Origin of the sequence: Burkholderia sp. ABCPW 14 (assembly GCF_001523835.1) — a bacterium.
In the GTDB taxonomy this organism is placed as follows: Bacteria; Pseudomonadota; Gammaproteobacteria; order Burkholderiales; family Burkholderiaceae; genus Burkholderia; species Burkholderia mayonis.
The window spans coordinates 59,610-80,442 of the sequence record NZ_LOVS01000087.1 but is presented as its reverse complement, the minus strand read 5'-3'; the positions used below and the strand labels follow the sequence as shown (position 1 = coordinate 80,442).

The 20,833-nt window shown below is 68.4% G+C and carries 25 protein-coding genes and 2 pseudogenes; 8 read left to right on the top strand and 19 right to left on the bottom strand.

Annotated elements, in window-relative coordinates:
* Positions 1-29 precede the first annotated feature (29 nt).
* From WS62_RS13190 to WS62_RS13180, 3 genes are all read right to left on the bottom strand, one after another.
* Positions 30-797: a FadR/GntR family transcriptional regulator gene (locus WS62_RS13190; protein WP_066571307.1), complete on the bottom strand. Its 768-nt coding sequence runs from the start codon at positions 795-797 to the stop codon at positions 30-32.
* A 611-nt stretch (positions 798-1,408) separates the two neighbouring features.
* Positions 1,409-2,941 (bottom strand): M81 family metallopeptidase, encoded by a 1,533-nt coding sequence (locus WS62_RS13185; protein ID WP_066571361.1) that lies wholly within the window; start codon positions 2,939-2,941, stop codon positions 1,409-1,411.
* Complete coding sequence (locus WS62_RS13180; protein WP_066571305.1) at positions 2,938-4,245, bottom strand: MFS transporter; 1,308 nt, start codon at positions 4,243-4,245, stop codon at positions 2,938-2,940. The genes WS62_RS13185 and WS62_RS13180 overlap by 4 nt, the downstream gene beginning before the upstream one ends.
* A gap of 134 nt (positions 4,246-4,379) precedes the next feature.
* On the opposite strand from WS62_RS13180, the gene WS62_RS13175 reads away from it, so the two are divergent.
* The 3 genes from WS62_RS13175 (at position 4,380) to WS62_RS13165 (ending at position 6,767) form a co-directional block, all read left to right on the top strand.
* On the top strand, positions 4,380-5,294 hold the full coding sequence (locus WS62_RS13175; RefSeq protein WP_066571302.1) for a LysR family transcriptional regulator: 915 nt from the start codon (positions 4,380-4,382) through the stop codon (positions 5,292-5,294).
* Positions 5,295-6,124: 830 nt separating this feature from the next.
* Positions 6,125-6,397: a hypothetical protein gene (locus WS62_RS13170; RefSeq protein WP_066571359.1), complete on the top strand. Its 273-nt coding sequence runs from the start codon at positions 6,125-6,127 to the stop codon at positions 6,395-6,397.
* A 7-nt stretch (positions 6,398-6,404) separates the two neighbouring features.
* Entirely contained in the window at positions 6,405-6,767 is a 363-nt protein-coding gene (locus tag WS62_RS13165; protein ID WP_066571300.1) for a DUF3175 domain-containing protein, read from the top strand.
* Between the two features lie 76 nt (positions 6,768-6,843).
* On the opposite strand, the gene WS62_RS33570 is transcribed toward WS62_RS13165, so the two are convergent.
* The 3 genes from WS62_RS33570 to WS62_RS13155 form a co-directional block, all read right to left on the bottom strand.
* Entirely contained in the window at positions 6,844-7,005 is a 162-nt protein-coding gene (locus WS62_RS33570; RefSeq protein WP_082720935.1) for a DUF1328 domain-containing protein, read from the bottom strand.
* A gap of 43 nt (positions 7,006-7,048) precedes the next feature.
* A complete protein-coding gene (locus WS62_RS13160) occupies positions 7,049-7,237 on the bottom strand; it encodes a DUF3008 family protein (RefSeq protein ID WP_066493025.1) in 189 nt (62 codons plus the stop codon).
* A gap of 64 nt (positions 7,238-7,301) precedes the next feature.
* The gene (locus tag WS62_RS13155) at positions 7,302-8,774 is read right to left on the bottom strand and encodes an RNA polymerase factor sigma-54 (RefSeq protein WP_066571299.1); all 1,473 of its coding nucleotides are present in this window, start codon (positions 8,772-8,774) and stop codon (positions 7,302-7,304) included.
* A gap of 586 nt (positions 8,775-9,360) precedes the next feature.
* Between WS62_RS13155 and WS62_RS13150 the strand changes: the two genes are divergently transcribed.
* Complete coding sequence (locus WS62_RS13150; protein WP_066571298.1) at positions 9,361-10,119, top strand: DUF4397 domain-containing protein; 759 nt, start codon at positions 9,361-9,363, stop codon at positions 10,117-10,119.
* A 494-nt stretch (positions 10,120-10,613) separates the two neighbouring features.
* Here WS62_RS13150 and WS62_RS13145 read toward each other — a convergent pair whose 3' ends face one another.
* The 7 genes from WS62_RS13145 to WS62_RS13110 all read right to left on the bottom strand — a co-directional run bounded on the left by WS62_RS13145 (position 10,614) and on the right by WS62_RS13110 (position 15,804).
* Positions 10,614-11,123: a ferritin-like domain-containing protein gene (locus WS62_RS13145; RefSeq protein WP_066571297.1), complete on the bottom strand. Its 510-nt coding sequence runs from the start codon at positions 11,121-11,123 to the stop codon at positions 10,614-10,616.
* Between the two features lie 290 nt (positions 11,124-11,413).
* Positions 11,414-11,971: a DUF3005 domain-containing protein gene (locus WS62_RS13135; RefSeq protein ID WP_066571294.1), complete on the bottom strand. Its 558-nt coding sequence runs from the start codon at positions 11,969-11,971 to the stop codon at positions 11,414-11,416.
* A 494-nt stretch (positions 11,972-12,465) separates the two neighbouring features.
* Positions 12,466-13,374, bottom strand: a complete 909-nt coding sequence (locus WS62_RS13130; protein WP_066571292.1) for a MipA/OmpV family protein — start codon at positions 13,372-13,374, stop codon at positions 12,466-12,468.
* Between the two features lie 316 nt (positions 13,375-13,690).
* On the bottom strand, positions 13,691-13,963 hold the full coding sequence (locus tag WS62_RS13120) for a hypothetical protein (protein ID WP_066571288.1): 273 nt from the start codon (positions 13,961-13,963) through the stop codon (positions 13,691-13,693).
* Between the two features lie 69 nt (positions 13,964-14,032).
* Entirely contained in the window at positions 14,033-14,344 is a 312-nt protein-coding gene (locus tag WS62_RS13115; protein WP_066488139.1) for a hypothetical protein, read from the bottom strand.
* A gap of 366 nt (positions 14,345-14,710) precedes the next feature.
* Positions 14,711-14,887 carry a hypothetical protein gene (locus WS62_RS37410; RefSeq protein ID WP_197422825.1) on the bottom strand — a complete coding sequence of 59 codons (177 nt, stop codon included), beginning with the start codon at positions 14,885-14,887 and terminating at the stop codon, positions 14,711-14,713.
* Positions 14,888-15,504: 617 nt separating this feature from the next.
* A complete protein-coding gene (locus WS62_RS13110; protein WP_066571357.1) occupies positions 15,505-15,804 on the bottom strand; it encodes a hypothetical protein in 300 nt (99 codons plus the stop codon).
* A gap of 294 nt (positions 15,805-16,098) precedes the next feature.
* Between WS62_RS13110 and WS62_RS13105 the strand changes: the two genes are divergently transcribed.
* Together WS62_RS13105 and WS62_RS13100 are read left to right on the top strand one after the other, a co-directional pair.
* On the top strand, positions 16,099-16,341 hold the full coding sequence (locus tag WS62_RS13105) for a hypothetical protein (protein WP_066571286.1): 243 nt from the start codon (positions 16,099-16,101) through the stop codon (positions 16,339-16,341).
* Positions 16,338-16,634 (top strand): hypothetical protein, encoded by a 297-nt coding sequence (locus WS62_RS13100; RefSeq protein ID WP_066571284.1) that lies wholly within the window; start codon positions 16,338-16,340, stop codon positions 16,632-16,634. Before WS62_RS13105 ends, WS62_RS13100 begins: the two co-directional genes overlap by 4 nt.
* 296 nt (positions 16,635-16,930) lie before the next feature.
* On the opposite strand, the gene WS62_RS36335 is transcribed toward WS62_RS13100, so the two are convergent.
* Both WS62_RS36335 and WS62_RS13095 read right to left on the bottom strand, forming a co-directional pair.
* The gene (locus WS62_RS36335; protein ID WP_156440968.1) at positions 16,931-17,074 is read right to left on the bottom strand and encodes a hypothetical protein; all 144 of its coding nucleotides are present in this window, start codon (positions 17,072-17,074) and stop codon (positions 16,931-16,933) included.
* A gap of 16 nt (positions 17,075-17,090) precedes the next feature.
* Positions 17,091-17,735 (bottom strand): hypothetical protein, encoded by a 645-nt coding sequence (locus tag WS62_RS13095; protein WP_066571282.1) that lies wholly within the window; start codon positions 17,733-17,735, stop codon positions 17,091-17,093.
* A 205-nt stretch (positions 17,736-17,940) separates the two neighbouring features.
* Between WS62_RS13095 and WS62_RS13090 the strand changes: the two genes are divergently transcribed.
* Both WS62_RS13090 and WS62_RS13085 read left to right on the top strand, forming a co-directional pair.
* Positions 17,941-18,372, top strand: a complete 432-nt coding sequence (locus WS62_RS13090) for a CBS domain-containing protein (RefSeq protein WP_066571280.1) — start codon at positions 17,941-17,943, stop codon at positions 18,370-18,372.
* Positions 18,373-18,515: 143 nt separating this feature from the next.
* Complete coding sequence (locus tag WS62_RS13085) at positions 18,516-19,010, top strand: PRC-barrel domain-containing protein (protein ID WP_066571279.1); 495 nt, start codon at positions 18,516-18,518, stop codon at positions 19,008-19,010.
* A gap of 184 nt (positions 19,011-19,194) precedes the next feature.
* Here the strand turns inward: WS62_RS13085 and WS62_RS13080 are convergent.
* The 4 genes and pseudogenes from WS62_RS13080 to WS62_RS13065 form a co-directional block, all read right to left on the bottom strand.
* Positions 19,195-19,435 (bottom strand): annotated as a pseudogene (locus WS62_RS13080) (response regulator); the annotation flags it as partial.
* 2 nt (positions 19,436-19,437) lie between these two features.
* Positions 19,438-20,046 carry a DUF4142 domain-containing protein gene (locus tag WS62_RS13075; RefSeq protein WP_066571277.1) on the bottom strand — a complete coding sequence of 203 codons (609 nt, stop codon included), beginning with the start codon at positions 20,044-20,046 and terminating at the stop codon, positions 19,438-19,440.
* A 74-nt stretch (positions 20,047-20,120) separates the two neighbouring features.
* Positions 20,121-20,426, bottom strand: coding sequence for a DUF2795 domain-containing protein (locus WS62_RS13070; protein ID WP_066571276.1), 306 nt, complete (start codon positions 20,424-20,426; stop codon positions 20,121-20,123).
* Positions 20,427-20,594: 168 nt separating this feature from the next.
* Positions 20,595-20,822 (bottom strand): annotated as a pseudogene (locus WS62_RS13065) (SDR family NAD(P)-dependent oxidoreductase); the annotation flags it as partial.
* Positions 20,823-20,833: the final 11 nt, after the last annotated feature.

The following is a 20,833-nucleotide window of genomic DNA, read 5'->3' as shown; positions in this document are numbered from 1 at the left end:
CGCGCGTCACGGCGCCCGGCCGGGCCTGCTCAGGCCGGGTCGAGGCTCGTCTCGCTGACGGCCGCGCGCAGCGCGACCATCGCCGTGCGCGCGCCGTTCGCGTCGCGGCCGTCGATCGCCGCGACGAGCCTGGCCGCCGCGTCGCGGATCGTGTCGTTGCGCTCGTTCAGCGTCGCCGCGTCCAGGTCGATCGCCATCACGCCCGCGCGCGCGACCTCGCCCATCTGCCGGATGAACTGATTGCGGCTCGCCTCGACGATCGACGCATGCAGCAGCTCGAGCGCGCGGCGCAGCGCGTCGGGCTCGACCGCCTCGCGCAGCGCCGCATGCGCGGCCCGGATCGCGCGCCGCTGCATGTCGTCCGAATGCATCGCCACCTGCGCGGCCGCTTCCGGTTCGATCAGGTCGCACATCGCGGTGACGTCGAGCAGGAAGTCCGTGTCCGCCGCGATCCGCATCCGCCACTGCATCACATGATCGTCGAAGAGCCGCCACTCGCAGCGCGGCGTGAGACGCGTGCCCGCTTTCGTCCGGGCGTGCAGCATCCGCCGCGCGGTCAGCATGCGCGTGACTTCGCGCATCACCGAGCGCGGCACGCCGAGCTGGCGCGCGAGCACGTCCTGCGGCGGCAGCAGGCCGGACGTGAATTCGCCGTCGACGATACGCGTGACGAGCTCGTCGAGCACCCGCTGCACGCGAGGGGACGCCTTCAGCGAGCGGCGCTCGGCGGCGTCGCTCAACGGTCTCGCCGGCGCACGCGCCGGGCTAAGGAGATGGTTGGTATCTAAGGAGTTCATCGGACTCATCCATGTGCGGAACGGAGTTTTTTCGCTGAAAACGGAAGGCGCGACTGCGGCATGCGAAGGCGGAGCCGGCTGCGGCAATCGCTGCCTCGGGAATAAAAAGCGCGATCGGAGCGTGTTCCGATCGCGAGGCCACTGCCGCAGACAACCGGGCCACCGGGCGGCAGATGGGGCACGACAGGCGCGGTGCGTGTCGTAACAATCGATTCGATGCGACCGGGCGGGCGCCGGGCGCGCAAGCGCAGAGAACGGGCGAACGACGCGCGCGCCCAGCCGGCGCGGCGGCGTCGACGCAGGACCGCGGACTGACCGGTGCATGCGGCGGGCGGCGCGCGGACGACATGCGCGGCGGCTGTACGGCCGCATGCGCGCAGCCGGTGCGCCGCGCGAGCGCGCACGCCGCGTCCGGACGCGAACCGCGCCCGGGCGCATGCTTCAGGGAACGCAACGCGCAACTTCGCCGCAGCGGCGCGCGCGCGACGAGGCATGGACGTTGCCGTACAATGCCGACAGCCATGTTGGGGTCTTCGCTGAAATTCTTTCGTGGTCAGGCCGCGCCGGGTGTTGGCGCACCTCGCGCGGCCGCTCGCATCAATGCACTCGTCCTATATCCATATCTCTCCCGCGATCCCTTCCGCGTGCGGCGCGCGCCGCCCGCCGCAGCCGAAAAACGGCGCGCCGCAAGGGCTCACGCGCATCCCGTCGGCCAGCGACGTCCAGCGTAAATCGGCCGGGTCGGCGGCCATCCAGCCGCCGGCTTTCGCGATCAGCACCGAATCTGCGATCGCATCGAAATCCGCCCGAAAATGGACGGAACTCTTGTTGACCAGAATCTTCATCGTTTCGGGCGCGACGCCCGCGATCCGATAGAAACTCCGGTCGGTCATCTGCACGCGCGCCGACGTGACGACGACGCGCACGTTGTCGATCCGCACGCACGCGGTCGGACCGAGCTCGAACGTCGCGCCCTTCAGCATCGGACCGTGGCAATGGCAGCGGCCGTTCGACAGCGACTCGACGCGAAACGTCCCGGTGAACGGCAGCCCGCTCTCCACGCCGAGCGTGAGCTCGACCGACGCGCCGAGCCCCGCCGCATGCGCGGCGCACGCGGCCGCCGGATCGAAGAACAGCCCGAGCGCCGCATCCGGCGCGCGATGCCTGACGAGCGCGCGCAGCAGCCCCGTCGTGTTCGAGGCGCCGCCCGCGCCCGGGTTGTCCTGCGTGTCGGCGATCACGACCGGCTTGTCCGCGCGGCGGGCGATCCGGATCGCCTCCTTCACCGCGTCGTCCGCCGACATGAAGTGCACCGACCACTCCGCCTCGCTCGACATGACGTGCTCGTACAGCGCGTCGACCGCGCGCGTCAGCTGGACGGGATCCGTGCCGTAGCCCCAGATCGCCGGCCCGCATTCGGAGAAGTCCGCCGCCGGAAAACCCGGCGCGAACGACAGCGACCGCACGCTGCCCGTCTCGAGCCGGCCGAGCAGCCGGAACAGACTCTTCGACGGCTCGAGCGACGTGCACATCGCGTTGACCGGAATCAGGAACGGCACGCGCCGCGCGATCCGGACATGGCGATGGCGCTTGCCGAGCAGCGCATCGAGCAGTGCGGCCGCGCGGCGCCCGGTGTCCGCCATGTCGACGTGCGGATACGTGCGGTACGTGACGAGCCCGTCCGCGCTGTCGAGCATCTGCTGCGTGACGTTCGCGTGCAGGTCGAGCGAAGCGACGATCGGCACGCGCGCGCCGGCCGCCCCGCGCAGCCGGCGCAGCAGCTCGCCTTCGCCGTCGTCGTAGCGCTCGGTCGCCATCGCGCCGTGCAGATCGACGTAGATGCCGTCGGCGCCGCACCGCTTCGCCGCATCGACGATCTCGCCCGCGATCCGCTCGAACGCGACCGATTCGACACGGCCCGACGGCATCGCGTCGGCCCAGATCGCGGGCAGCGCGACATGGCCGGCGTCGTCGAGCGCCGCGAGGCAGCCGGCGATCGGCAGGTTCATGCCCTTCAGCTTGCAGATCTCGGCGCCGCGCGACAGCGGATAGCGCCCGCCGTCCGCCGCGAAGCTCGCATAGCTCGCCTTGCTCGGAGCGAACGTGTTCGTCTCGTGCCGGAATCCGGCGACCAGGATCTTCATGATGCGGCGGCGCTCCATTTCTTCGCGTCGACGCGATTCACGAGCAGCACGATCGCGCCCGCGACGAACAGCGCGACCATCACCATCAGCCCGGCCTGCAGGCTGCCCGTTTCGTTCTTGATCCAGCCGATGATCGTCGGGCTCACGAAGCCGCCGAACAGGCCGATCGAATTGATGAGCGCGATGCCGCCCGCGGCGACGTCGCCCTTCAGATAGTCGGCGGGAATCGCCCAGAACACCGCGTATGCCGAATACATCAGCGCGGTTGCCGCGACGAGCGCGACCATCGCGACGACGAAGCGGTCGCCCGCGACCACCGTCGTCGTCAGCGCCGCCGCGCTCAAGAGCAGCGCGATCGCGCTGTGCAGGCGCCGCTCGCTGCGCTTGTCGGACCGGCGGCCGATCACCTGCATCGCGACGATCGCCGCCAGATACGGCAGCGCGGTGAGCGCGCCGATGTGCAGCAGGTTCTTCACGCCGGCGCCGCGCAGCAGCGTCGGCAGCCAGAAGCTGACCGCGTACAGGCCGCAGATGATCGCGAAGTAGGAGAACGCCATCGCATAGATTCGTGGATCTTTCAGCACCTCGCGAAACGCGGTGTGCCGGCTCGCCGCGCGCGGCGCCGAACCGAGTTCGCCCAGCAGGATCGCCTTCTCGCCGGCGCTCAGCCACTTCGCGTCGGCGGGCCGCTCGCACAGCGTGAAGAACAGCACGATGCCGAGCAGCACCGCGGGCAATCCTTCGAGCAGGAACAGCCACTGCCAGCCGGTCAGCCCGTACGCGCCCGAGAGCTGCGTCATGATGAGCGTCGACACCGGTCCGCCGATCAACGCGCCGACGGGCCCCGCGCACAGCAGCATCGCCATCGCGCGTCCCATTCGCGCCTCCGGATACCAGCGAGTCAGACAGAACAGCATGCCGGGGCTGAAGCCCGCCTCGAACACGCCAAGCAGAAAACGCAATACGTAGAACGTCGTGATGTCGGTCGCGAACATCATCGCGACCGACGTCAGCCCCCACAGCACCATGATGCGGCTCAGCGTGAGCCGCGCGCCGATACGGGTCAGCCACAGGTTGCTCGGCACCTCGAACGCCATGTAGCCGAGAAAGAAGATTCCCGCGCCGAATCCGTATACGGCCTCGTTCCATCCGAGGTCCGATTGCATCGCGAGCTTCGCGAAACTGATGTTGATGCGATCGATATAGGCCGTGATGTAACAGACTGCGAGAAACCCGAGGATGCGGATGTCGACCTTTCGATAGATTCGCGAGCGCGCGTTTCCGGAAGCGTTCTGTTCTCTCATAGGGCCCGTATTGGAATTTGAGTGCGCGTACTCCTGCGCCCATCTCATTTGTCGTGGCTCATTATCTCCATACTGTATGATCCCAGTGACAGCAACTTTGGTGTACAGCCGTTGCTTTGCAAGGCAACACGCGTATGGATCAATCGTTTCAGGTCAATCTCAGCCGCCTGCGTTACTTTCACGCGATTCTCGAACACGGATCGATCCGCGCGGCGGCTGAACGGCTGAACACCGCGCCATCCGTCGTCAGCCGGCAGTTGCAGCTGCTCGAGAACGAGATCGGCGCGCCGCTGTTCGAGCGCCGGCAGCACGGCATGATCGCGACCGAAGCAGCCGCCCTCCTCGTCCAATACACGCACGCGTGCCGGATCGGATTAGAGCAATTCCACGAATCGCTGCACGGCGAACTGCGCGGGCGCGTCGAAATCGCACTGACGGTCGGTTATGTCGAAGACCTGATGGATTCCGTCATCACGGAATTTCTGCATCGCCACCCGCACGTATCCGTCGAACTGAACGTGCGCACCGCGGACGGCGTCGTAGATGACGTATTACGCAAACGTGCACATATCGGCCTCACGTACAATCCGTCACTGCCGCCCGAGATTCGCGAGTGCCTGAGCGTCGCGCATCCGACGTTTCTCGCGGTCGCGCCCGATCATCCGCTCGCGATGCGCGGCGAGCCGCTCGAATTGCGCGAGGCGGTCCGCTATCCGCTCGCGCTGATGCCCGCGCCGTACTACGGCGTCGGACAGATCGTGCACACCGTCGCGCACGCGGAGAACATTCCGCTCGCGCCGCGGCTCGTCACGAACTCGGTGCCCGCGATGCGGCGTTTCGTGCGCTCGGGCAACGGAGTCGCGTTCCTCACGCGTCTGCTGATCGAGGAAGATCTCGAACGCGGCAAGATCGTCGCGCGGCGGATGCGCAATCCGCTGTTCAACTCGCCTTGCGGCAAGGTGCTCGTGCATAACGAACGCGCGTTGCCGCGCGCGGCGAATGAAATCCTCACGCGGATCGTGCGGGATTTGCCGTCGTTCAAGGTTTGATGCGCGGGGAGCGATGCGGCGCGGGCCCGTGGCCGGCGAAGCGCGTCGCTTCCGGTTCATACGCGCGTGCGGACGACAACGCGCGAGGCGGGCGACGCACATGACGCACATGACGCACATGACGCGCGTAACGCACTTGACGCACGCCGAGCTCGGCACCCGAGGACCATTCGCTCGATCCGTTCTCCGAACCCATTCATGAATCGAATCTGCTGCGCGAGCGGACGGGGGGAGCGTTCCGTCCACGCCGTGCTGACGGTCAGGTCTGTCGATCGATGACGCGTCGCTTACCTTGGCATCGGCGCATTCGTTCGGCAAACGTCGGGCAACCACATTCGCCGACGGCCGGCGCTCGACGACTACGCCGATAGGAAAGAGGTCCGGCATCCATCCGCACGCGCAGCCGCCGTCACCCCGCTACGCGCTCATGCACGCAATGTGTGCACATTAGCCGCGCCGCTCTCAGCATTCAAAGCGTATTCGCCCAATCGTTTCCCAGAACGAAATGATTCGCGACAGACGTCGCGCGTTCCGATGTCTCGCCGTTTCGCAAACGCCGACAGTCCGGCCGAGCGTATCCCTTCTTTTGACCGTCGCCGCGCGCCCGCGCCGGACTCTGCTCATTTGCCCGCGCGCGCGGGAACATATATGCGACGATGGACGCTGCCGCCGCCGTCCGTCGCGATGCACACGCCATGTACGCGCCGGTACGTCCGTTGCTTGGATTGTCGATTCAAGGCCGGCCGCCGGGGCCGGCCGAACGCCACCGCGGCGAGCACGCGGCGCGCAAGCCGAGTCTCGCGCGTCCTCGCCGCCCGTCAGGAGCCGCAATGCCGATACTCGAAGCGATCGTCCCGCTGTTCTCGCGCGCCGCCGGCCGACGGCCGCTTCCCAACGTGTCCGCCGGCATGCGCACCGCGTGCCGCGCCTGCCCGCCGCGCCGCCCGCACGCCGACGGCCATCCGCACGCCGCGCACCGCCATGCGCCGCAGGCGTCGCGCACGCGCCAGCCGGTCGAGATCCGGCGGCCCGAGCGGTTTGGCGTCGGCGACGTCGAGCCCGGCTCGTCGAACGCGCCCGAAGCGGGCGGCATCAAGCTGTGAGCGCGAGATGACGACCCGCAAGACCGCCTCGCCCAAGACCGCGCCCCGTCCGCCGGCGTCCGGCCGCAAGCACGCCCGCATCGCGCAGCAAAAATCCGGCCGCTACTGGTCGAACGACGTGACGCAGCACAGCAACGCGCTCGACCTCGAGGCGGATGTCTTCAAGTCGGACGACCCCGAAGCGATCGCGCAATCGCTGAAGCGCGCCGCGCTCAGCAGCACGCGGCGCAAAGGCACGCCGTTCCAGTCGGCGATGTCGATGCTCAATTTCTATGTGAACCGCGCTGGCCGCAATCTGCCCGAAGCGCGGCGCGAAACGCTCGAACGCGCGAAGAAGCGGCTGCGCGAGGCATTCGGCCGCAAGCCCTGACGCGCACGGCGCTCGGCGCAGGCCGTCGGCAACGCGGCGCACCGCCGCCCAATCGCACGTATGCCCGACGCGGCCGTCATCGTCGGGCGACGCCGAGCACGAGCGTCACGAGAAAAATCACGACGAACACGTAGAACAGGAGCTTCGCGATCTCGGCCGCGCCCGCCGCGATGCCGGAGAAGCCGAACGCCGCCGCGACGATCGCGATGATGAAAAAAATGAGCGCGGAACGGAGCATCAACACCTCCTGGTCTGAGTGGAGGACGGCGGGCGCGCGGCCGTCACGATTTCGACTTGTGTCGCGGCTTGCCTTTGGTCGGGGTTCCCGCGAGCTTCTCGAGTTCCTTCTCGCTCATCGATTCGTACATCGACTTCGACGGGCGCTTCAGCTCGCTCACCTTGATCCTGCCGCGCTTCGCGGACAGAGCCGCGCCGGCGGCATGCTGCTGGGCTTGCGATTTCGCTGGCATGGGGGCCTCCTTTCGCTTTCGCGAATCGTCGCCGGGCGCGCGCCGCCGCGCGTCCGCCACATCGTCAAACGGGTGCGCGCCGCCGCAGATCCGCGGGCGGAATCTTCATCGCCTGCCGGTACTTCGTGACCGTGCGGCGCGCAAGCACGATCCCGCGCCCCGCGAGACGCTGCGCGAGCGTGACGTCGGACAGCGGGTCGGCCGCCCGCTCGGCCGCGATCATGTCGCGGATCAGCACCTTCGCGACGGCCGCCGAGCACGCGCCCTTGCCCGCCGCCTCGAGCTTGCGCGGGAAAAAGTGCTTGAACTCGAACGTGCCGTGCGGCGTCGCCATGTACTTGTTGCCGGTCGCGCGCGAGATCGTCGATTCGTGCAGGCCGAGCTCGTCGGCGATGTCGCGCAGCACCAGCGGCTTCAGTGCGATCTCGCCGTAGCGGAAGAAGTCGCGCTGACGCGCGACGATGCATTCGCCGACGCGCTGGATCGTGTCGAAGCGCTTCTGCGCGTTGCGGATCAGCCAGCGCGCCTCCTGCAACTGCTGGCCGAGCGGCGACTGATGGGACCCGCTCGATTGCGCGAACAGTTCCGCATAGCGGCGATGAATGCGCGCGCGCGGCATCACGGCCGGATTGATCGTGACGATCCATTCGCCGCGGACCTGCCGCACGATCACGTCGGGCACGACATAGTTGCCGGCCGCGCTGCCGTACTGGTTGCCGGGGCGCGGATCGAGCCGCCGCACGAGCGCGCACGCGATGTGCAGCGTGCGTGCGTCGCAGCCGAGGCGGCGCTGCATCTCGGCCGTCTCGCGGCGCGCGAGACGCTCGAGATGATGCGCGGCGATCTCTCTTGCGTATTCGATGCCGGGCGTGCCGGCGGGCATCGCGCCGAGTTCGAGCAGCAGGCATTCGGACAGCGAGCGCGCGCCGATCCCCGGCTGGTCGAGCGACTGCACGAGCCGCAGCGCGACGAGCAGCTCCTGATCGGTCGGATGCAGCAGCGGGTCGGCCGCCGCCGCGAGCTCGGGCAGCGCCTGGCGCAGATAGCCGTCGTCGTCGAGCGCGTCGATGATCATGCGCGCGAGCGCGCGATCGCGCCGCGTCAGCTGATAGAGGCGCAGCGCGTCGTGCAAATGCTCGTGCAGCGACGGCTCGGCCGTCATCCAGTCGCCGGGCTCGAGATCCGATGCGTCGCCGGATCGCCGGCTCGAAACGCGCGCCGACAGCTCGGCCGTGAACGGCACATCCTGTCCGACGGGCGGCGACGCGTCGGCTGCGACGGCGCCGCCGTCGCCGTCGGCATAGCGGTCGTCCGCTCGCGCGTCCGCTTCAGCGGGCGGCTCGCCCGGCGTCGCCGCGGCCATGGCCGTGTCGTCGTCGGTCGATTGCATATCTTCGAGAAACGGATTGGTATCGAGCGCCTGGCGCAGTTCCTGCTGGAATTCGAGCGAGGAAAGCTGGAGCAGGCGAAGCGACTGCTGCAAGCGCGGCGTGAGCGCCAGGTGTTGACGCATTTGCAACGCGAGCGTGGCGGACATGCGGGACTCCCTGTCGTGTGAATGGCGGTGCGCAAGTCCCCGCAACTTCCGTACCAATCGCGCGGCGCCTTGCGCGAGCGGACTTTCGTCGCATCCGTTCGGCGCCGCCGCCGCATCGGCCGGCGCTTTTTACAAATGCGTGCGCAAGTTTTGGACCGCGACGCGCGCGGGCCGCATGCGGACGGCGTTCGACGCGATCGGCATGCCGCCTTCTTTCGATTGATGCATTTGCGTCAACGCATCCACGTAGATTTTGCCCTTCGCCGCAAAAATTCCATCCGCGCGCATCGCATTACGCGATCGGTTACATCCGCGCGGCCGTCCTTCGCCGCACCGCAGCAGCGGCCGCGCTCCGCCGCGAGCGCGGGACGGCGCGCTTCGAGTCGTGCATCGCCGCATCGCCGGGTATGCCCGTTGCTGTCTGCGAGCGCCCCGTCGCGCGATGCGCGGGTACGGCGACCGAGCCTGTTTTCGCCGCATCCATCGACATTCACCCACCGGCGGCGACGCGACGCGCCAGCACGTCCGCACGGGACGCTGCGAACCGCGCCGCGACGTGTCGGCCGACCGATACAGAGAGGGAGTCATGAAACCGATTCGAACCGTTGCGGCGCTGATCTCGGCCGTCGCGCTCGTCGCCGCATGCGGCGGCGATGACACGGGCACCGAGCTCGGCATCTCGAATCCGCAGGCGCGCTTCATCAACGCGGTTCCCGCCGGCCCCAGCCTCGACTATTTTCTGAATGCCCAGGCCAATGCGACCAACGTCGCGTACAAGGGCGTCACGCGCTACCGCTCGGTCGGCAGCGGCTCACAGACCGCGAGCTACAACGTGACCGGCACGAGCGTGACCATTGCGTCGCAGACGTTCAACGCGGCGAACGGGCACCACTACACGACGATCGCGATCCCGAGCACGTCAACGCCGATCTCGGTGATCGACGACCCGTTCGCGAAGGGCCTGCTGTCCGACCAGGCGCGCGTGCGCAGCTTCAACGCGTCGCCGAACGCGCAGAACGTCGACATCTACGTCGTGCCGCCGGGCACGAACATCGCCGCGCAGAGCCCGACGCTCGCGGGCGCCGCATATCAGAACGCGGTGCCGGCGTCGGGGCAGGATTCGATCTATCTGTCGGGCGGTACGTATCAGGTGATCGTCACGCTGCCGGGCTCGAAGACGCCGATCCTCACGACACCGCCCGTCAGCATCGCGAACAACGCGGACTGGCTGCTGCTGACGATTCCCGCGGGCGGCATCGCGGACGTCACGCCGAACGACATTCACGTGCTCGTCGCGCAGGGCAACGACGCGGATACGTCGGCGCAGGAGCTGGGGCCGCAGTGAGGCGCGCGCCCCGTACGGGACGTGCCGCGCGTGCGGCGCGTGCGGCGCGTGCGGCGCGTGCGAGGTCGGGCGAGCGATGGCGATGTCGTCCGGTTTTCGGCGTGTCGCGCACGGCGTTCGATGTTGTTTGGCGTCTGACGTGAAGCGTCTGACGTGAAGCGTTCGACGTGAAGCGTTCGACGTGAAGCGTTCGACGTGAAGCGTTCGACGTGAAGCGTTCGACGTGAAGCGTTCGACGTGAAGCGTTCGACGTGAAGCGTTCGACGTGAAGCGTTCGACGTGAAGCGTTCGACGTGAAGCGTTCGACGTGAAGCGTTCGACGTGAAGCGTTCGACGTGAAGCGTTCGACGTGAAGCGTTCGACGTGAAGCGTTCGACGTGAAGCGTTCGACGTGAAGCGTTCGACGTGAAGCGTTCGACGTGAAGCGTGGCGCGCGGCATGAGCCGCGCGCCCGCTTCTACCCCCGCACGCGCAGCCCGCGCGAACGCCGCGCATCAGCGCTTCGCATCGCTGCGCTCGGATGCCGAACGTTCGAGGAAAGCGATAACGATGTCGGACAGTTGCTCCGACAGCCACTGCGCCATGTCGATTTCCTGTTTCAGGGTCCGCTCGCAGCAATCGCGAATCTCCTTCTCGCCCGCGAGCTGAGCGGCGGCGATCAGCGTCTTGTACGACGCGATCTCGAGGTTCCCGAACACGTAGCTCGCCATCGCGCCCTTCACGACCTCGTCCGACACGAATACGCCGCTCGCCGCCTGCCCGTACGCGGCGATTCGCGCCGCCAGATCCTTGATCGCGGAAGGCGCGATATCCAGACGCCGCAGGCAGCCTTCGAGCATGCGCTGCTGTTCGAGCGTGACTTCGACGTGCTGCTGGATGCGCTCGCGCAGCACCGGATAGTTGTCGAGACGCGCCGCCTGAGACTTCAGCATCGTCTCGGCCTGGCGCTCCATCGCATACGCGTCGCGCAGCCAGTCTTCCAGATGTTCCCGCGGAGTGGTCATCGCATTCCTCCTGCCGCATGCCGGTGCGGCGAACCGCGCGGCACAACGCGCGCCGCATCGCGAGTCGCGCAACGCGCGTGCCCGTGCATCGGACACGCACGCCGCGTGTCGGCGCTTCCGGCGACATGGCGGCGCGGCACGGCGCTTCGCCGCGATTGCCGGCCGTTCGATTCGGTGGCCCGCCCCCGCTTCGATCACAATCGCCCCGATCGGCTTCAATCGCACGATCCGGCTTCGGTCGCACGATCGCGTCGCGCGTCGCGGCAGCGCACGACGCCATGATGCGCCGCTTACGTCGAACGCTCGAAGCTGAATACGCGCTCGGTGCGCGCGCCCGCCGTGTGCTCGACGTCGACGTTGCCGCCATGGACGACCCGCCAGCCTTCGCGCGGCTCGACCTCCGGCAGGTGGCCATGCGGGCGGCTCTCGATGCCGGCGAGGCCGTCGTCCGGCGTATCGACGGCCTCGTCGAGCGACGCGTTCGAATAGATCACGTTGTCGTGCCATTCGGACGCGCCCGTCTGCGCCTCGAGCCCCTTGCCGTCGACGTCGACCGTATTGTCGGTCGACGCCATGTTCGCGTTGTCGAGTGTGACGATCCGGCTTGCCGCGCGCCGGACGGGGTCGCCGCTGTCGCTCGCGTACTTGTCGACGTCGATGAGCGGCAGGCCGGTCGGCGTCTTGGCTGCGATCGCCTCGGCGGTGAGCTTGCGCTCGTTCGCGCCGAATTCCTTGCGCTGGGTCGCCGCGTCCGGCATGTCGCGGCCGGCGGCGGGCGTCTTCACGGGGCGCCTCGCCGTGATCTCGCGCTGTCGTTTCAGGGTGGGAGTTGATTTCGCGTTCTGCATGCACGCCTCCTTGCGAACGAAATACGAATGCCGCGCTCGGGGCGCGACACGGGTTCGTATCGATATGCAAGAAAGGCTCCCGCCGCTGTTGATTGCGCGGCGATGAGCGCGGCGAAACGCTTCGGACGTCGGGCTCCGGGCTTCGGGCTTCGGGCTTCGGGCTTCGGGCTTCGGGCTTCGGGCTTCGGACTGCGGGTGCGGGCTGCGGGCTGCGGGCTGCGGGTGCGGGTGCGGGTGCGGGTGCGGGTGCGGGTGCGGGTGCGGATTTCGGACTGCGAATTTCGGATTTCGGATTTCGGATTTCGGATTTCGGGGTCCGAACGCCGAACGCCGAACGCCGAACGCCGAACGCCGAACGCCGAACGCCGAACGCCGAACGCCGAACGCCGAACGCCGAACGTCGGGCTCCGGGCTCCGGGCTCCGAACTTCGAACTTCGAACTTCAGTGCTTGAGCCTCGTGCCTTCGACACGCCGATGCCGCCGCCCCGCCGCCCTAGAACTGGTAATTGATCGACACATCGACGACCGCGTTCGTCGAGCGCTGCGTGAGCGGGCTGCGCGCGGCGCTGCCGACGAGCTGGTCAACCGCGCCGTCGGCCGTCACGAACCAGTGCTTCGTGACGAACCAGACGAGCGTCACGCCGCCGCCGACCGACTTCAAGCCTGCGCTCGGCTCGTAGCGCGGATGGCCGGAACGCGCCGCCTGCGCGTCGTTCACGCCGAACCAGCCGTTCATGTAGCGCGAATCGGCGAACGTGACGGTCGGGCCCGCGAACCAGTAGAATTTTTCCGAGCTGCCGGGCAGCGGCATGTATGCGGCGAGGTCGGCGACCCAGCCGTTCGCGCCGCCGATGCTGCGCCGGACGTCCGCGCGCAGCACGAGCGGAAAGTCGTGCGAAATCACGTAATCGGCCGACAGCTTGATCACCGCCGCCGGATTGATGTTGCCGATGCCGGTCAGATGGCCGCGGTCGTCGGCCTCGCGGCGTCCGAGGTCGTAGCCCGCGGAGATCGTCGCGCGCCAGTTCGGCCCGCGCAGCACGTTGACGCCGATCCCCTCGCCCGTCGACGCGAACCACAGATCGCGATAGCGGACGTCGAACGTCGGGCCGGCCATCGGCCGGTACTGGTTCGAGCCCTCGTAGCGCGGCTGCAGCGTGCCGGCCGCACCGACCGTGACCTGCCAGTCCGGCTGCTGCGGGTTGAACAGCTTGTCGAGCGGCATGCCGGCCGAGTATTGCCACTCCGCGAGCGGGGAAGGCGTCTGCGCGCGCGCCGACACGGCCGCTACCGCGCACGACGCGCAGACGATGCCGCGCACGACACGCACGATGCGCTTGCGCGCCGCCGCGCGCCGCCGCTCGGCGGCTCCCCGGGTTGAAACCGCTCGTGCGTCGACCATTTGTTGTCCTCTTTGTTCGGGTTATTGTCGGTGCGGTGCGCCTGCGCGCGAACCGCGCGCGTGGCCAACGCATGCGCCGATGCGCCGCGCCGCCGAGCGCGCTGCGGCGGACGTCCCGGGCGCTCGACGCGGGGGCGACGGACGCGGCGCACACGGGCCGCGCGCTCGCCCCGATCGTCGCGAGCGGGATCGTCATCGCCGTATTGCACGGCGCGCGGCCGGCCCGGCCGGCTACACGACGCCGCCCCGGCCGGCCGCCGCTCAAGTGTGCACGCAAGCGGCGCATTCCGCGAGCCCCATCGCGCGACGCTTGGCGTCAATAGCTGCTGCCCGGCGCGCCCGGCGCCGGAGTAGCGCCGTTACCGCTGCCGCCCGGCGCCATCGGCGACGCGCCGTGATCGCCCGAGCCGCCGTCGCGCGCGCCGTCGGACGGCGTGACGGCTATCGGCGGCGGCTGGCCGACGCCGTCGGTCATCGCGCCGCCGCTGCGCGGCGAGCCGCCGTACGAGCCGTTTGGCGAACAGGCCGCCGCCGCGAGCGCCAGGGCGGCCGCGCACGCCACTTTCGTCGAAATCGCGTGAATGGACATCGAAAGCTCCTTCGAGCGTGCAGCGCGTGCGCGCGGCCCGGCGTCGCGGGCGCGGCGCGCGCGATCCGCTCAGAATCGGTTGATGTGAAAGTCGCCCGCGTACGCGGTCGGACTGCGCTGCGCCATCATCTCGGCAAACTCGTCGACGAGCCGCAGCAGCGCGAGGCGCTTCTGCTCGACGTCCCAATGGACGAATGCGGCGAACGCGTCGTCGTCGAACGTGATCGTCACGGCGGCCGGATGCCCGTCCGCGTGAAAGCTGATGTGCAGCACGTCGGCCGGATGCTCTTCGATATGGAACGGCACCGCGCGGGCTTCGAAGTAGCGGCCCAGCATCTCGGCGATTTCGCGCTTGTCGCCGGGCTCGATTCGGATCGTCATCGTTTCCTCCGTGGGTTGCGGCCGATGTGGATACGGCCGACGTGGATACGGCCGACGTGGACACGGCCGACGTGGACACGGCCGCGGTCGGCACGGTCGCCTTGAATTCGTCGGCATCGGTTCGGCCGCGGCCCATTCGTGCGCTGCGAGCCTGGCTGCCGGACGCGCGGTTGCCTGCATTCGGTTGTCGCCGTCGCGGTGGCCGTGAAATTGGTCGCCGGGATTCCGGTCGCCGTGAATCCGAACGCCGTGAATCCGGTCGCCGTGAATCCGATCGTCGGGATTCCGAGCGCCGTGAATCCGGTCGCCGGGAATGTGCCGGCGATCAGGAACAGCGCACGTTCGGCCGACGCAAGACCGACCGCATCACACGAACCACGCGTGAACAAGCGGCCCCGGCGGCGGGTCGCCTTCCGGATGACGATAAGGTTCCGGCGGATCGGTCATCTTGTCGTCGTCATCGTCGTGATCGGGCGGCACGTATTCGGGGTCGATGTTGGGGATCGGCGGAATCGGCCGATGAAAGAGCGCGTCAGGTTGCATGGCGGATCGATGAATCGGTTTGCGTTACGGGATCAGTTCGGCGTCAGCGCCGGTCCAATTCAACGCAAGCGCCGTGCCCATCGACGCTTTCGCGCACGCCGAGATCGCTCCGTCCGCTCGCCGCGCGGCGCGACCCCGCACGCCCCGATCTCCGATTTCGCGTGCGCTTCACGATCGCGCGAGATTCGATCGTCCGCGCCCGTGCGCCGCTCCAGGGCTTCGGACAAGCGGTCCGGTGCTTTCTCGCGCGCCGGCCGACAATCTGGCATGCCCGCGCCGTCCCGCCCGGGCGCGCACGAAGCGATCGCCCGCATCGCTCGATGCCGGTGCGTCCGCAGCGCAAGCGCGTTCTAGCAAGCAATCGCTCGCTCGCGCGGCGGCACACCCCGCCCAATCACGCGAGCGGCCCGCGCGCAGCGCGCCTCGCGCGATACGCCGCGCCCATCGCCCGCTGCGCGGCGCGGCCTCGCACGCCATACGGCGCACTTCACGCGTTGCACGCCATGCGCCCCACCCCGTACGTCATACGTTCATACGCATGCGCGATACAACGACACCCGGACGGCATCGGTTACACCCCGCGCTTGTAAATCCTGCAAGCCCGCCGTGCGACGCGATCACGCCTCGAACGCGGCCATCACGAGCCACATGCAGTGGTCGTCGTCGCGAATCGGCGCGGCGAGCGCGAAGCGGTCGCACGGCGCGCACGAGCGGATCAACGCATGACGCGCCTTGTCCGGACTGTCGAACGCCTCGTCGCCCAGGCGGCGCACACTGTCCTTGCCCTCGAACATGCGGCGCTCGGGTCGAGAGACGAGCGGCTCGCGCTTCCAATCCTCAAAGCGGTCCAGTACCGATTCGAAACTGCCGCCGCATACGTTGGCTTCGTAATGAACCGTTGGCTTCGACGTTTCCATGTGCCCACCTCCCGGCGGCTCGGACGCCGCGCGACGCGTCATCGTCGACGCCGGCAAGACGCCCCGAGCAAATTCGATTGCGCGCGTCGCGCCGGCTGCCCGGAGGACGCAACGCTCGACGGCCGGCCTGTCCGGCATCGATGCCGCCGCGCATCCGGCGGGTCGAGCGTCGGCGAACGGCGCTGCCGCGAAATGCGGCGCTTTGCGCGACACGGCAAACCACATGCCCGCCGCGCGGGTCCGCCGGGAACGGCCCTTGCTTACGATAGGCACGCACCTTGCCGGAGAACCGATATGACTCAGCACACCCCTCGACAGCGCGCGCCGAATTCCCCGCCGCTGAAAAACAAGGACGAGATCCGCACACGCCGGTCGGAGGCATTGATCGACAAGGCGCTCGAAGACACCTTCCCCGCGAGCGATCCGCCCGCGATGGGCGGCGTCACGCGCATCGATCCGTCGAAGCCCGCCGCCGGCGGCGACAAGCCGCACGGTCGGGCCCGCGACGAACATCGGCGCGGCGGCGCGAAGCATTGACGCACCGGGCCGCCGCCCGCGCGGGTTTTCCGTCGGTCCTCGGCCACACCGGGCGGCTGCGCGAAGGCACGCGTGCGTGCCGTTCCGGCCAGATCGTTTTTTATGGAGAAACATCCGGCGGCGGACGCGCCGCCGCCGGCTCGCCGTTCAAGGAGCATCAAATGAGCAGGGCCAAGCGCATGTGGAGGGAAGTCGAAGGCGCCGTCGAAGTCACCGCATTGGCGGCGGTCGAATGCGCGCTGCTGATCGTCATTCTGGCCGTGTTGGGACTTCCGCACGCGGCCGCGCACTGAGAACCACGAGGCGTTACTCAAACCCGGCCGCTGCATGATCTGCTGGAAAATTTTTCAGCGGCCTCAGCAGCCGTTATGAAACCGTCTCTTAGCGGCGCGCCGCCGTGTGAATCGCATTCGTCGCGTCGATCGCGCGTCGTAATCACTGCGTCGATCGCATCGCGCTCGCCCTGCCGCGATCACGTTGCATCGCGTCGCGTGACGCATGCGCCTCTCGCCGCGATTCGATTCGCAAACGCTCGCCATAGCGCACCACACGAACGCGCAATCGGGCCGTATGGCGAAGCATCGCCGGCTCACGGCGGCGAAGACGCCATGCGATCACCGATGTCTTCGATGTCTTCGATGTCTTCGATGTCTTCGGCCCGCAACGGACGCACGCAGGCCGATCGTTGCCGCAGACCGATCCGGCACGTCGCACCGGTCGGCGCGCCGGGCATAGGCCGGCACATCCGCTCAAACGTCGCGCTCGATGCGGTCCGCCAGCAGATTCAACGCCCGCGAAACCTGACGTCCGAAGTAACTCGGACGCTCACGCTCATACGCGCGCAGCAGCGCCGTGCACTCGCGTTCCGCCCAGCGCCAGTAAGGCCCTTGCTTCGCAAACGCCGGGTGATCCCGCAATTCGGCCGGCACCGCGTGCTCGTCCTCCCAACCCCAGAAATATGCCTGGTGCGGACGCGCGAACGACATGCCGACCATGGTCGCGACCATCGCATCGTGACGCATCGTGAAGTCGACGATTTCGGTTCGCGCGAGCCCGTCGGCATCGGTGTGGCTGGCCTCGATCCAGCAGTGGTACCGCGCGAGTTGCGACAGATGCTTCGCGGCGCGGCGTCGTTCGCGCGTCGAGCAAAGGACGAAGAGATTGTGTTCGCCGAAATCCATGACTTCGCCGCCCGCGACAGGCCGGTACCGCGCGCCGGTCAGCATGCTCAGCAAGCGCGCGCCGACGATTGCGTAATCGGCGCAGCGCATGTAGCCGTCCTTGGTCGTCGCCTCCGACACGCTTCGGTGAACGACCTCGTCGATGACGGGACGCAGCGCCGCGTGGATCGGTACGGTCAGAATCGGGGAGCGTGTATGAGGTTCGTATTGCATCGAGGCTGGGCGCGTTCAACCGATCGTCGGCACGGGGTGACAGCCGCGGGATTATTACTTTTCGTTACATTCCGATGTGTCGAATTTGGAGAAGGTTTGTATGTTTTTGTCGCGGCGGATGAACACGACAGTCATCCGGCGCGGCGCGCGTCGGCGGCACGCCCCTTGCTGCATCCGGCATGCATCCCACAGCACAGGAGGTCTTATGCATCGCATCAACGAAATCATGTCGCGCGACGTCGTCCACGTCGCCCCGTCCGATTCGATCCGGCACGCGGCGGAGCTGATGGCGCGCTTCGACGTCGGTGCGCTGCCTGTCTGCCGCGACATCCGGCTCATCGGCATGATCACCGATCGCGATATCGCCGTACGCGCGGTCTCGGCCGGCAAGACGCCCGACACGAAGGTGCACGAAGTCGCGTCCGGCCCAATCGAGTGGTGCTTCGACGACGATCAGATCGACGACGTCCAGACGTTCATGGCGGATGCGCAGTTGCGGCGGATGCCTGTCGTCGATCACGACAAGCGCCTCGTCGGCATGCTGTCGATCGGCGATCTCGCGACGCGCACCGACGGCCCGTCGCGCGACGAAGTCGCGAACACGCTCGAAAGCGTGTCGCAGCCGCGGCGCTCGTGATGGCGGCGAGGCGCCCGCAACCGGACGCGGCAGCGGGCCGTGCGCCCGCACCGCGCCCTGTCCGGACCGGTGCGGCGGCATCGCCCGGTCGCGCGACGCCGCCGGACGACGTCCGGCCGTCGCTTAATTGAAGGAGATCGACGATGAACACCCCTCAACCAGGCACCACGCGGATCATCGGCAAGGGTCGCGCCACCGCCGCGGGCCCTGGGCCCGACGTGATGGCGGCGGGCACGCTCGATGGCGACAAGGTTTACACGACGGACGGCGACGACGTCGGCAAGATCAAGGAGATCATGCTCGACGTGCGGACGGGCCGGGTCGCGTATGCGGTGCTGTCGAGCGGCGGCTTGCTCGGCATCGGCGACAAGCTGCTCGCGATTCCGTGGAGCGCGCTCACGCTCGACACCGACCGCAAGTGCTTTCTCGTGTCGGTATCGTCCGAGCGCATCAAGAACGCGCCCGGATTCGACAAGAGCCATTGGCCGGCGATGGCCGATCCGAACTGGGCCGCGTCGCTGCATCAGTACTACGGCAGCGCGCCGTACTGGAGCGATGTCGACGAGGAGCTCGGCATCGACGCGCCGCCCCGCGAGGCGTCGCCCGACCAGCCCGAGCGCGGCGAGGGCCGGCACTAGCGCCGGCGTTCAGGTCGCGCGCGGCGCCGTGCGGCGCGCTGCTCTGTGAACACGTCCGGGAACCTGAGGTTCGAGCGCAGAGCAGTCCTTCGAGCGCCTCGCGGCGCTCTCTTTTTGCGCGGCGCGCACACCTGCCTCGTTCTTTTTTACAAACGCGCTGTAACGAAAGCGTCAGCCGAGAAATTCAGCCGTCGCGCGCGCCCGCGCTCGCCGCTTCGAGAAAGCACAGCAGGCGGTGCGGCGTCAGCGGCTTCGCGCAGTGCGCGTCGAATCCCGCCTCGCGCGCGCGAGGTCCTGCCGCGCCGAGAGAACGCGCTGCACGCGACGAGCAGCATGTCCGCGGTTTCCCGCTCGCGCCGCAGCCGCTGGGCGATCTCGAGCCCGTCGAGGCCCAGCATCGCAATGTCGAGCACGATCGCGAACGGCGTCAGCGCGCCGCGCCGACCTTGTGCGACACCGCGCGTGCGTCGGCGAGGTGCCGCCGCAACATCGGCAGCGTCTGCGCGGCGAACGCGCGCAGATCGGGGTCGCGGCCCGCCCGCGCTTCGTCCTCGAACAGCCGGATCGCCTTGCGGTGCGCGGCCGGGCCCGCGGCGGCAAGGTACGCGACGTCGAAGTCGCGGCCATTCTTGCCGCGCAGCGCCTCGACGTCCGGATCGATGATCTGCGCGGCCTGCACGGGCAAGCCCTTGCGCTCGGCGAGCCGGCGCAGCGCCTCGTTGAGCCGGCCATGATCGGCGATCATCCGCTTCGCGAACGCGCGCACGTCCGGCGTCGCCGAGCGCTCGCCGGCGAGCTGGCCCGCCTGCACTTCGCTCTTGCCGGCGAGTGCGGCCTTGTCGACAAATTCGGCGTCGATGCCTTGCGGCCGCTTCACGATCTGCGCGTCGCTCTTGCCGTCAGGCGGATTGATGACGCCGACGCTGCCGACGCGGGCGTTCGGTTCAGGCGGCCCGCTCGGCATCTGCGCATGCGGCGCGGCCGCGCCGAGCGCCGCACTGCATGCGCCTGCGATGATCCATCTGCGCGTTTTCATCGGTCACCTCCTGTGAGAATGCACCGCCCGCGGCCGTCGTCACTCGCCGACGGCGGCTGCGCCCCTCGCTCGCCTCACATGAGCTTGCCGACTTCCTTCGACACCGACGCCGGCGTGTCGTACCGCCGGCCTGCAATTCGCCGAAGCATGTCGATGACATCGGCGCCGGCGTGCGAGCGCTCCGCGCAATGGACGACGTCGTCCTTGCTCGCCGGATAGCCGATGCCCTTCAGCGCCTTTTGAATGCCGACCCGGCTCGGCGCCTTGCCGCGCCCTCTCTGATGGCCGCCCTTGTCGTGATCCTGCTGCATGCGATCGCCTTCTTGCGCACGCGAGCGGCTCAGCTCGTGGCCGGTATGCGGATGGTGTCGGGATGTCATCTGGCAACCTCCTGTCGAATGACGCATCGCGGCGGCGCGGCGGCGGATCGCGCCGCGCGTCGCCGGACGCCTGATCGGACGGCGAATCGCCGCATCCGCGAATCGAACGACAGCTCGCCCGACCCGCGCGAAACGATGCCCGGACTACGAAGCGATCGCACGCGGGCGACGCGGCGTCGCCTCGTAGCGGCTGACGTCGGCGGCGGCCGCGACGGCCAGGTCGCCGTGCTGTCGAATCTCTTCACACTGCGCTTCGAGCGCGGTCTCGTTGCGTGCGGCGAGCACGCGCTTCGCGCCCTTCTTCGCGGCCTTGCGCGCGGCGACGAGACCGATGCCGCTCATCGCGCCGCTAATCACGATCGTCTGCTCGCCGATCGGCTTCAGCGTGCGTTTCATGACCGAATTCC

Bases quoted from the DNA above. Each gene is read 5' to 3' on its own strand.
- WS62_RS13095 (WP_066571282.1), bottom strand. From the start codon at position 17,735: ATGCAATACGAACCTCATACACGCTCCCCGATTCTGACCGTACCGATC.
- WS62_RS13185 (WP_066571361.1), bottom strand. From the start codon at position 2,941: ATGAAGATCCTGGTCGCCGGATTCCGGCACGAGACGAACACGTTCGCT.
- WS62_RS13130 (WP_066571292.1), bottom strand. From the start codon at position 13,374: ATGGTCGACGCACGAGCGGTTTCAACCCGGGGAGCCGCCGAGCGGCGG.
- WS62_RS36335 (WP_156440968.1), bottom strand. From the start codon at position 17,074: ATGCCCGGCGCGCCGACCGGTGCGACGTGCCGGATCGGTCTGCGGCAA.
- WS62_RS13150 (WP_066571298.1), top strand. From the start codon at position 9,361: ATGAAACCGATTCGAACCGTTGCGGCGCTGATCTCGGCCGTCGCGCTC.
- WS62_RS13085 (WP_066571279.1), top strand. From the start codon at position 18,516: ATGAACACCCCTCAACCAGGCACCACGCGGATCATCGGCAAGGGTCGC.
- WS62_RS13135 (WP_066571294.1), bottom strand. From the start codon at position 11,971: ATGCAGAACGCGAAATCAACTCCCACCCTGAAACGACAGCGCGAGATC.
- WS62_RS13160 (WP_066493025.1), bottom strand. From the start codon at position 7,237: ATGCCAGCGAAATCGCAAGCCCAGCAGCATGCCGCCGGCGCGGCTCTG.
- WS62_RS13170 (WP_066571359.1), top strand. From the start codon at position 6,125: ATGCCGATACTCGAAGCGATCGTCCCGCTGTTCTCGCGCGCCGCCGGC.
- WS62_RS13190 (WP_066571307.1), bottom strand. From the start codon at position 797: ATGAACTCCTTAGATACCAACCATCTCCTTAGCCCGGCGCGTGCGCCG.
- WS62_RS13075 (WP_066571277.1), bottom strand. From the start codon at position 20,046: ATGAAAACGCGCAGATGGATCATCGCAGGCGCATGCAGTGCGGCGCTC.
- WS62_RS13070 (WP_066571276.1), bottom strand. From the start codon at position 20,426: ATGACATCCCGACACCATCCGCATACCGGCCACGAGCTGAGCCGCTCG.
- WS62_RS33570 (WP_082720935.1), bottom strand. From the start codon at position 7,005: ATGCTCCGTTCCGCGCTCATTTTTTTCATCATCGCGATCGTCGCGGCG.
- WS62_RS13090 (WP_066571280.1), top strand. From the start codon at position 17,941: ATGCATCGCATCAACGAAATCATGTCGCGCGACGTCGTCCACGTCGCC.
- WS62_RS13115 (WP_066488139.1), bottom strand. From the start codon at position 14,344: ATGACGATCCGAATCGAGCCCGGCGACAAGCGCGAAATCGCCGAGATG.
- WS62_RS13180 (WP_066571305.1), bottom strand. From the start codon at position 4,245: ATGAGAGAACAGAACGCTTCCGGAAACGCGCGCTCGCGAATCTATCGA.
- WS62_RS13155 (WP_066571299.1), bottom strand. From the start codon at position 8,774: ATGTCCGCCACGCTCGCGTTGCAAATGCGTCAACACCTGGCGCTCACG.
- WS62_RS13175 (WP_066571302.1), top strand. From the start codon at position 4,380: ATGGATCAATCGTTTCAGGTCAATCTCAGCCGCCTGCGTTACTTTCAC.
- WS62_RS13120 (WP_066571288.1), bottom strand. From the start codon at position 13,963: ATGTCCATTCACGCGATTTCGACGAAAGTGGCGTGCGCGGCCGCCCTG.
- WS62_RS13165 (WP_066571300.1), top strand. From the start codon at position 6,405: ATGACGACCCGCAAGACCGCCTCGCCCAAGACCGCGCCCCGTCCGCCG.
- WS62_RS13145 (WP_066571297.1), bottom strand. From the start codon at position 11,123: ATGACCACTCCGCGGGAACATCTGGAAGACTGGCTGCGCGACGCGTAT.
- WS62_RS13110 (WP_066571357.1), bottom strand. From the start codon at position 15,804: ATGGAAACGTCGAAGCCAACGGTTCATTACGAAGCCAACGTATGCGGC.
- WS62_RS13105 (WP_066571286.1), top strand. From the start codon at position 16,099: ATGACTCAGCACACCCCTCGACAGCGCGCGCCGAATTCCCCGCCGCTG.
- WS62_RS37410 (WP_197422825.1), bottom strand. From the start codon at position 14,887: ATGCAACCTGACGCGCTCTTTCATCGGCCGATTCCGCCGATCCCCAAC.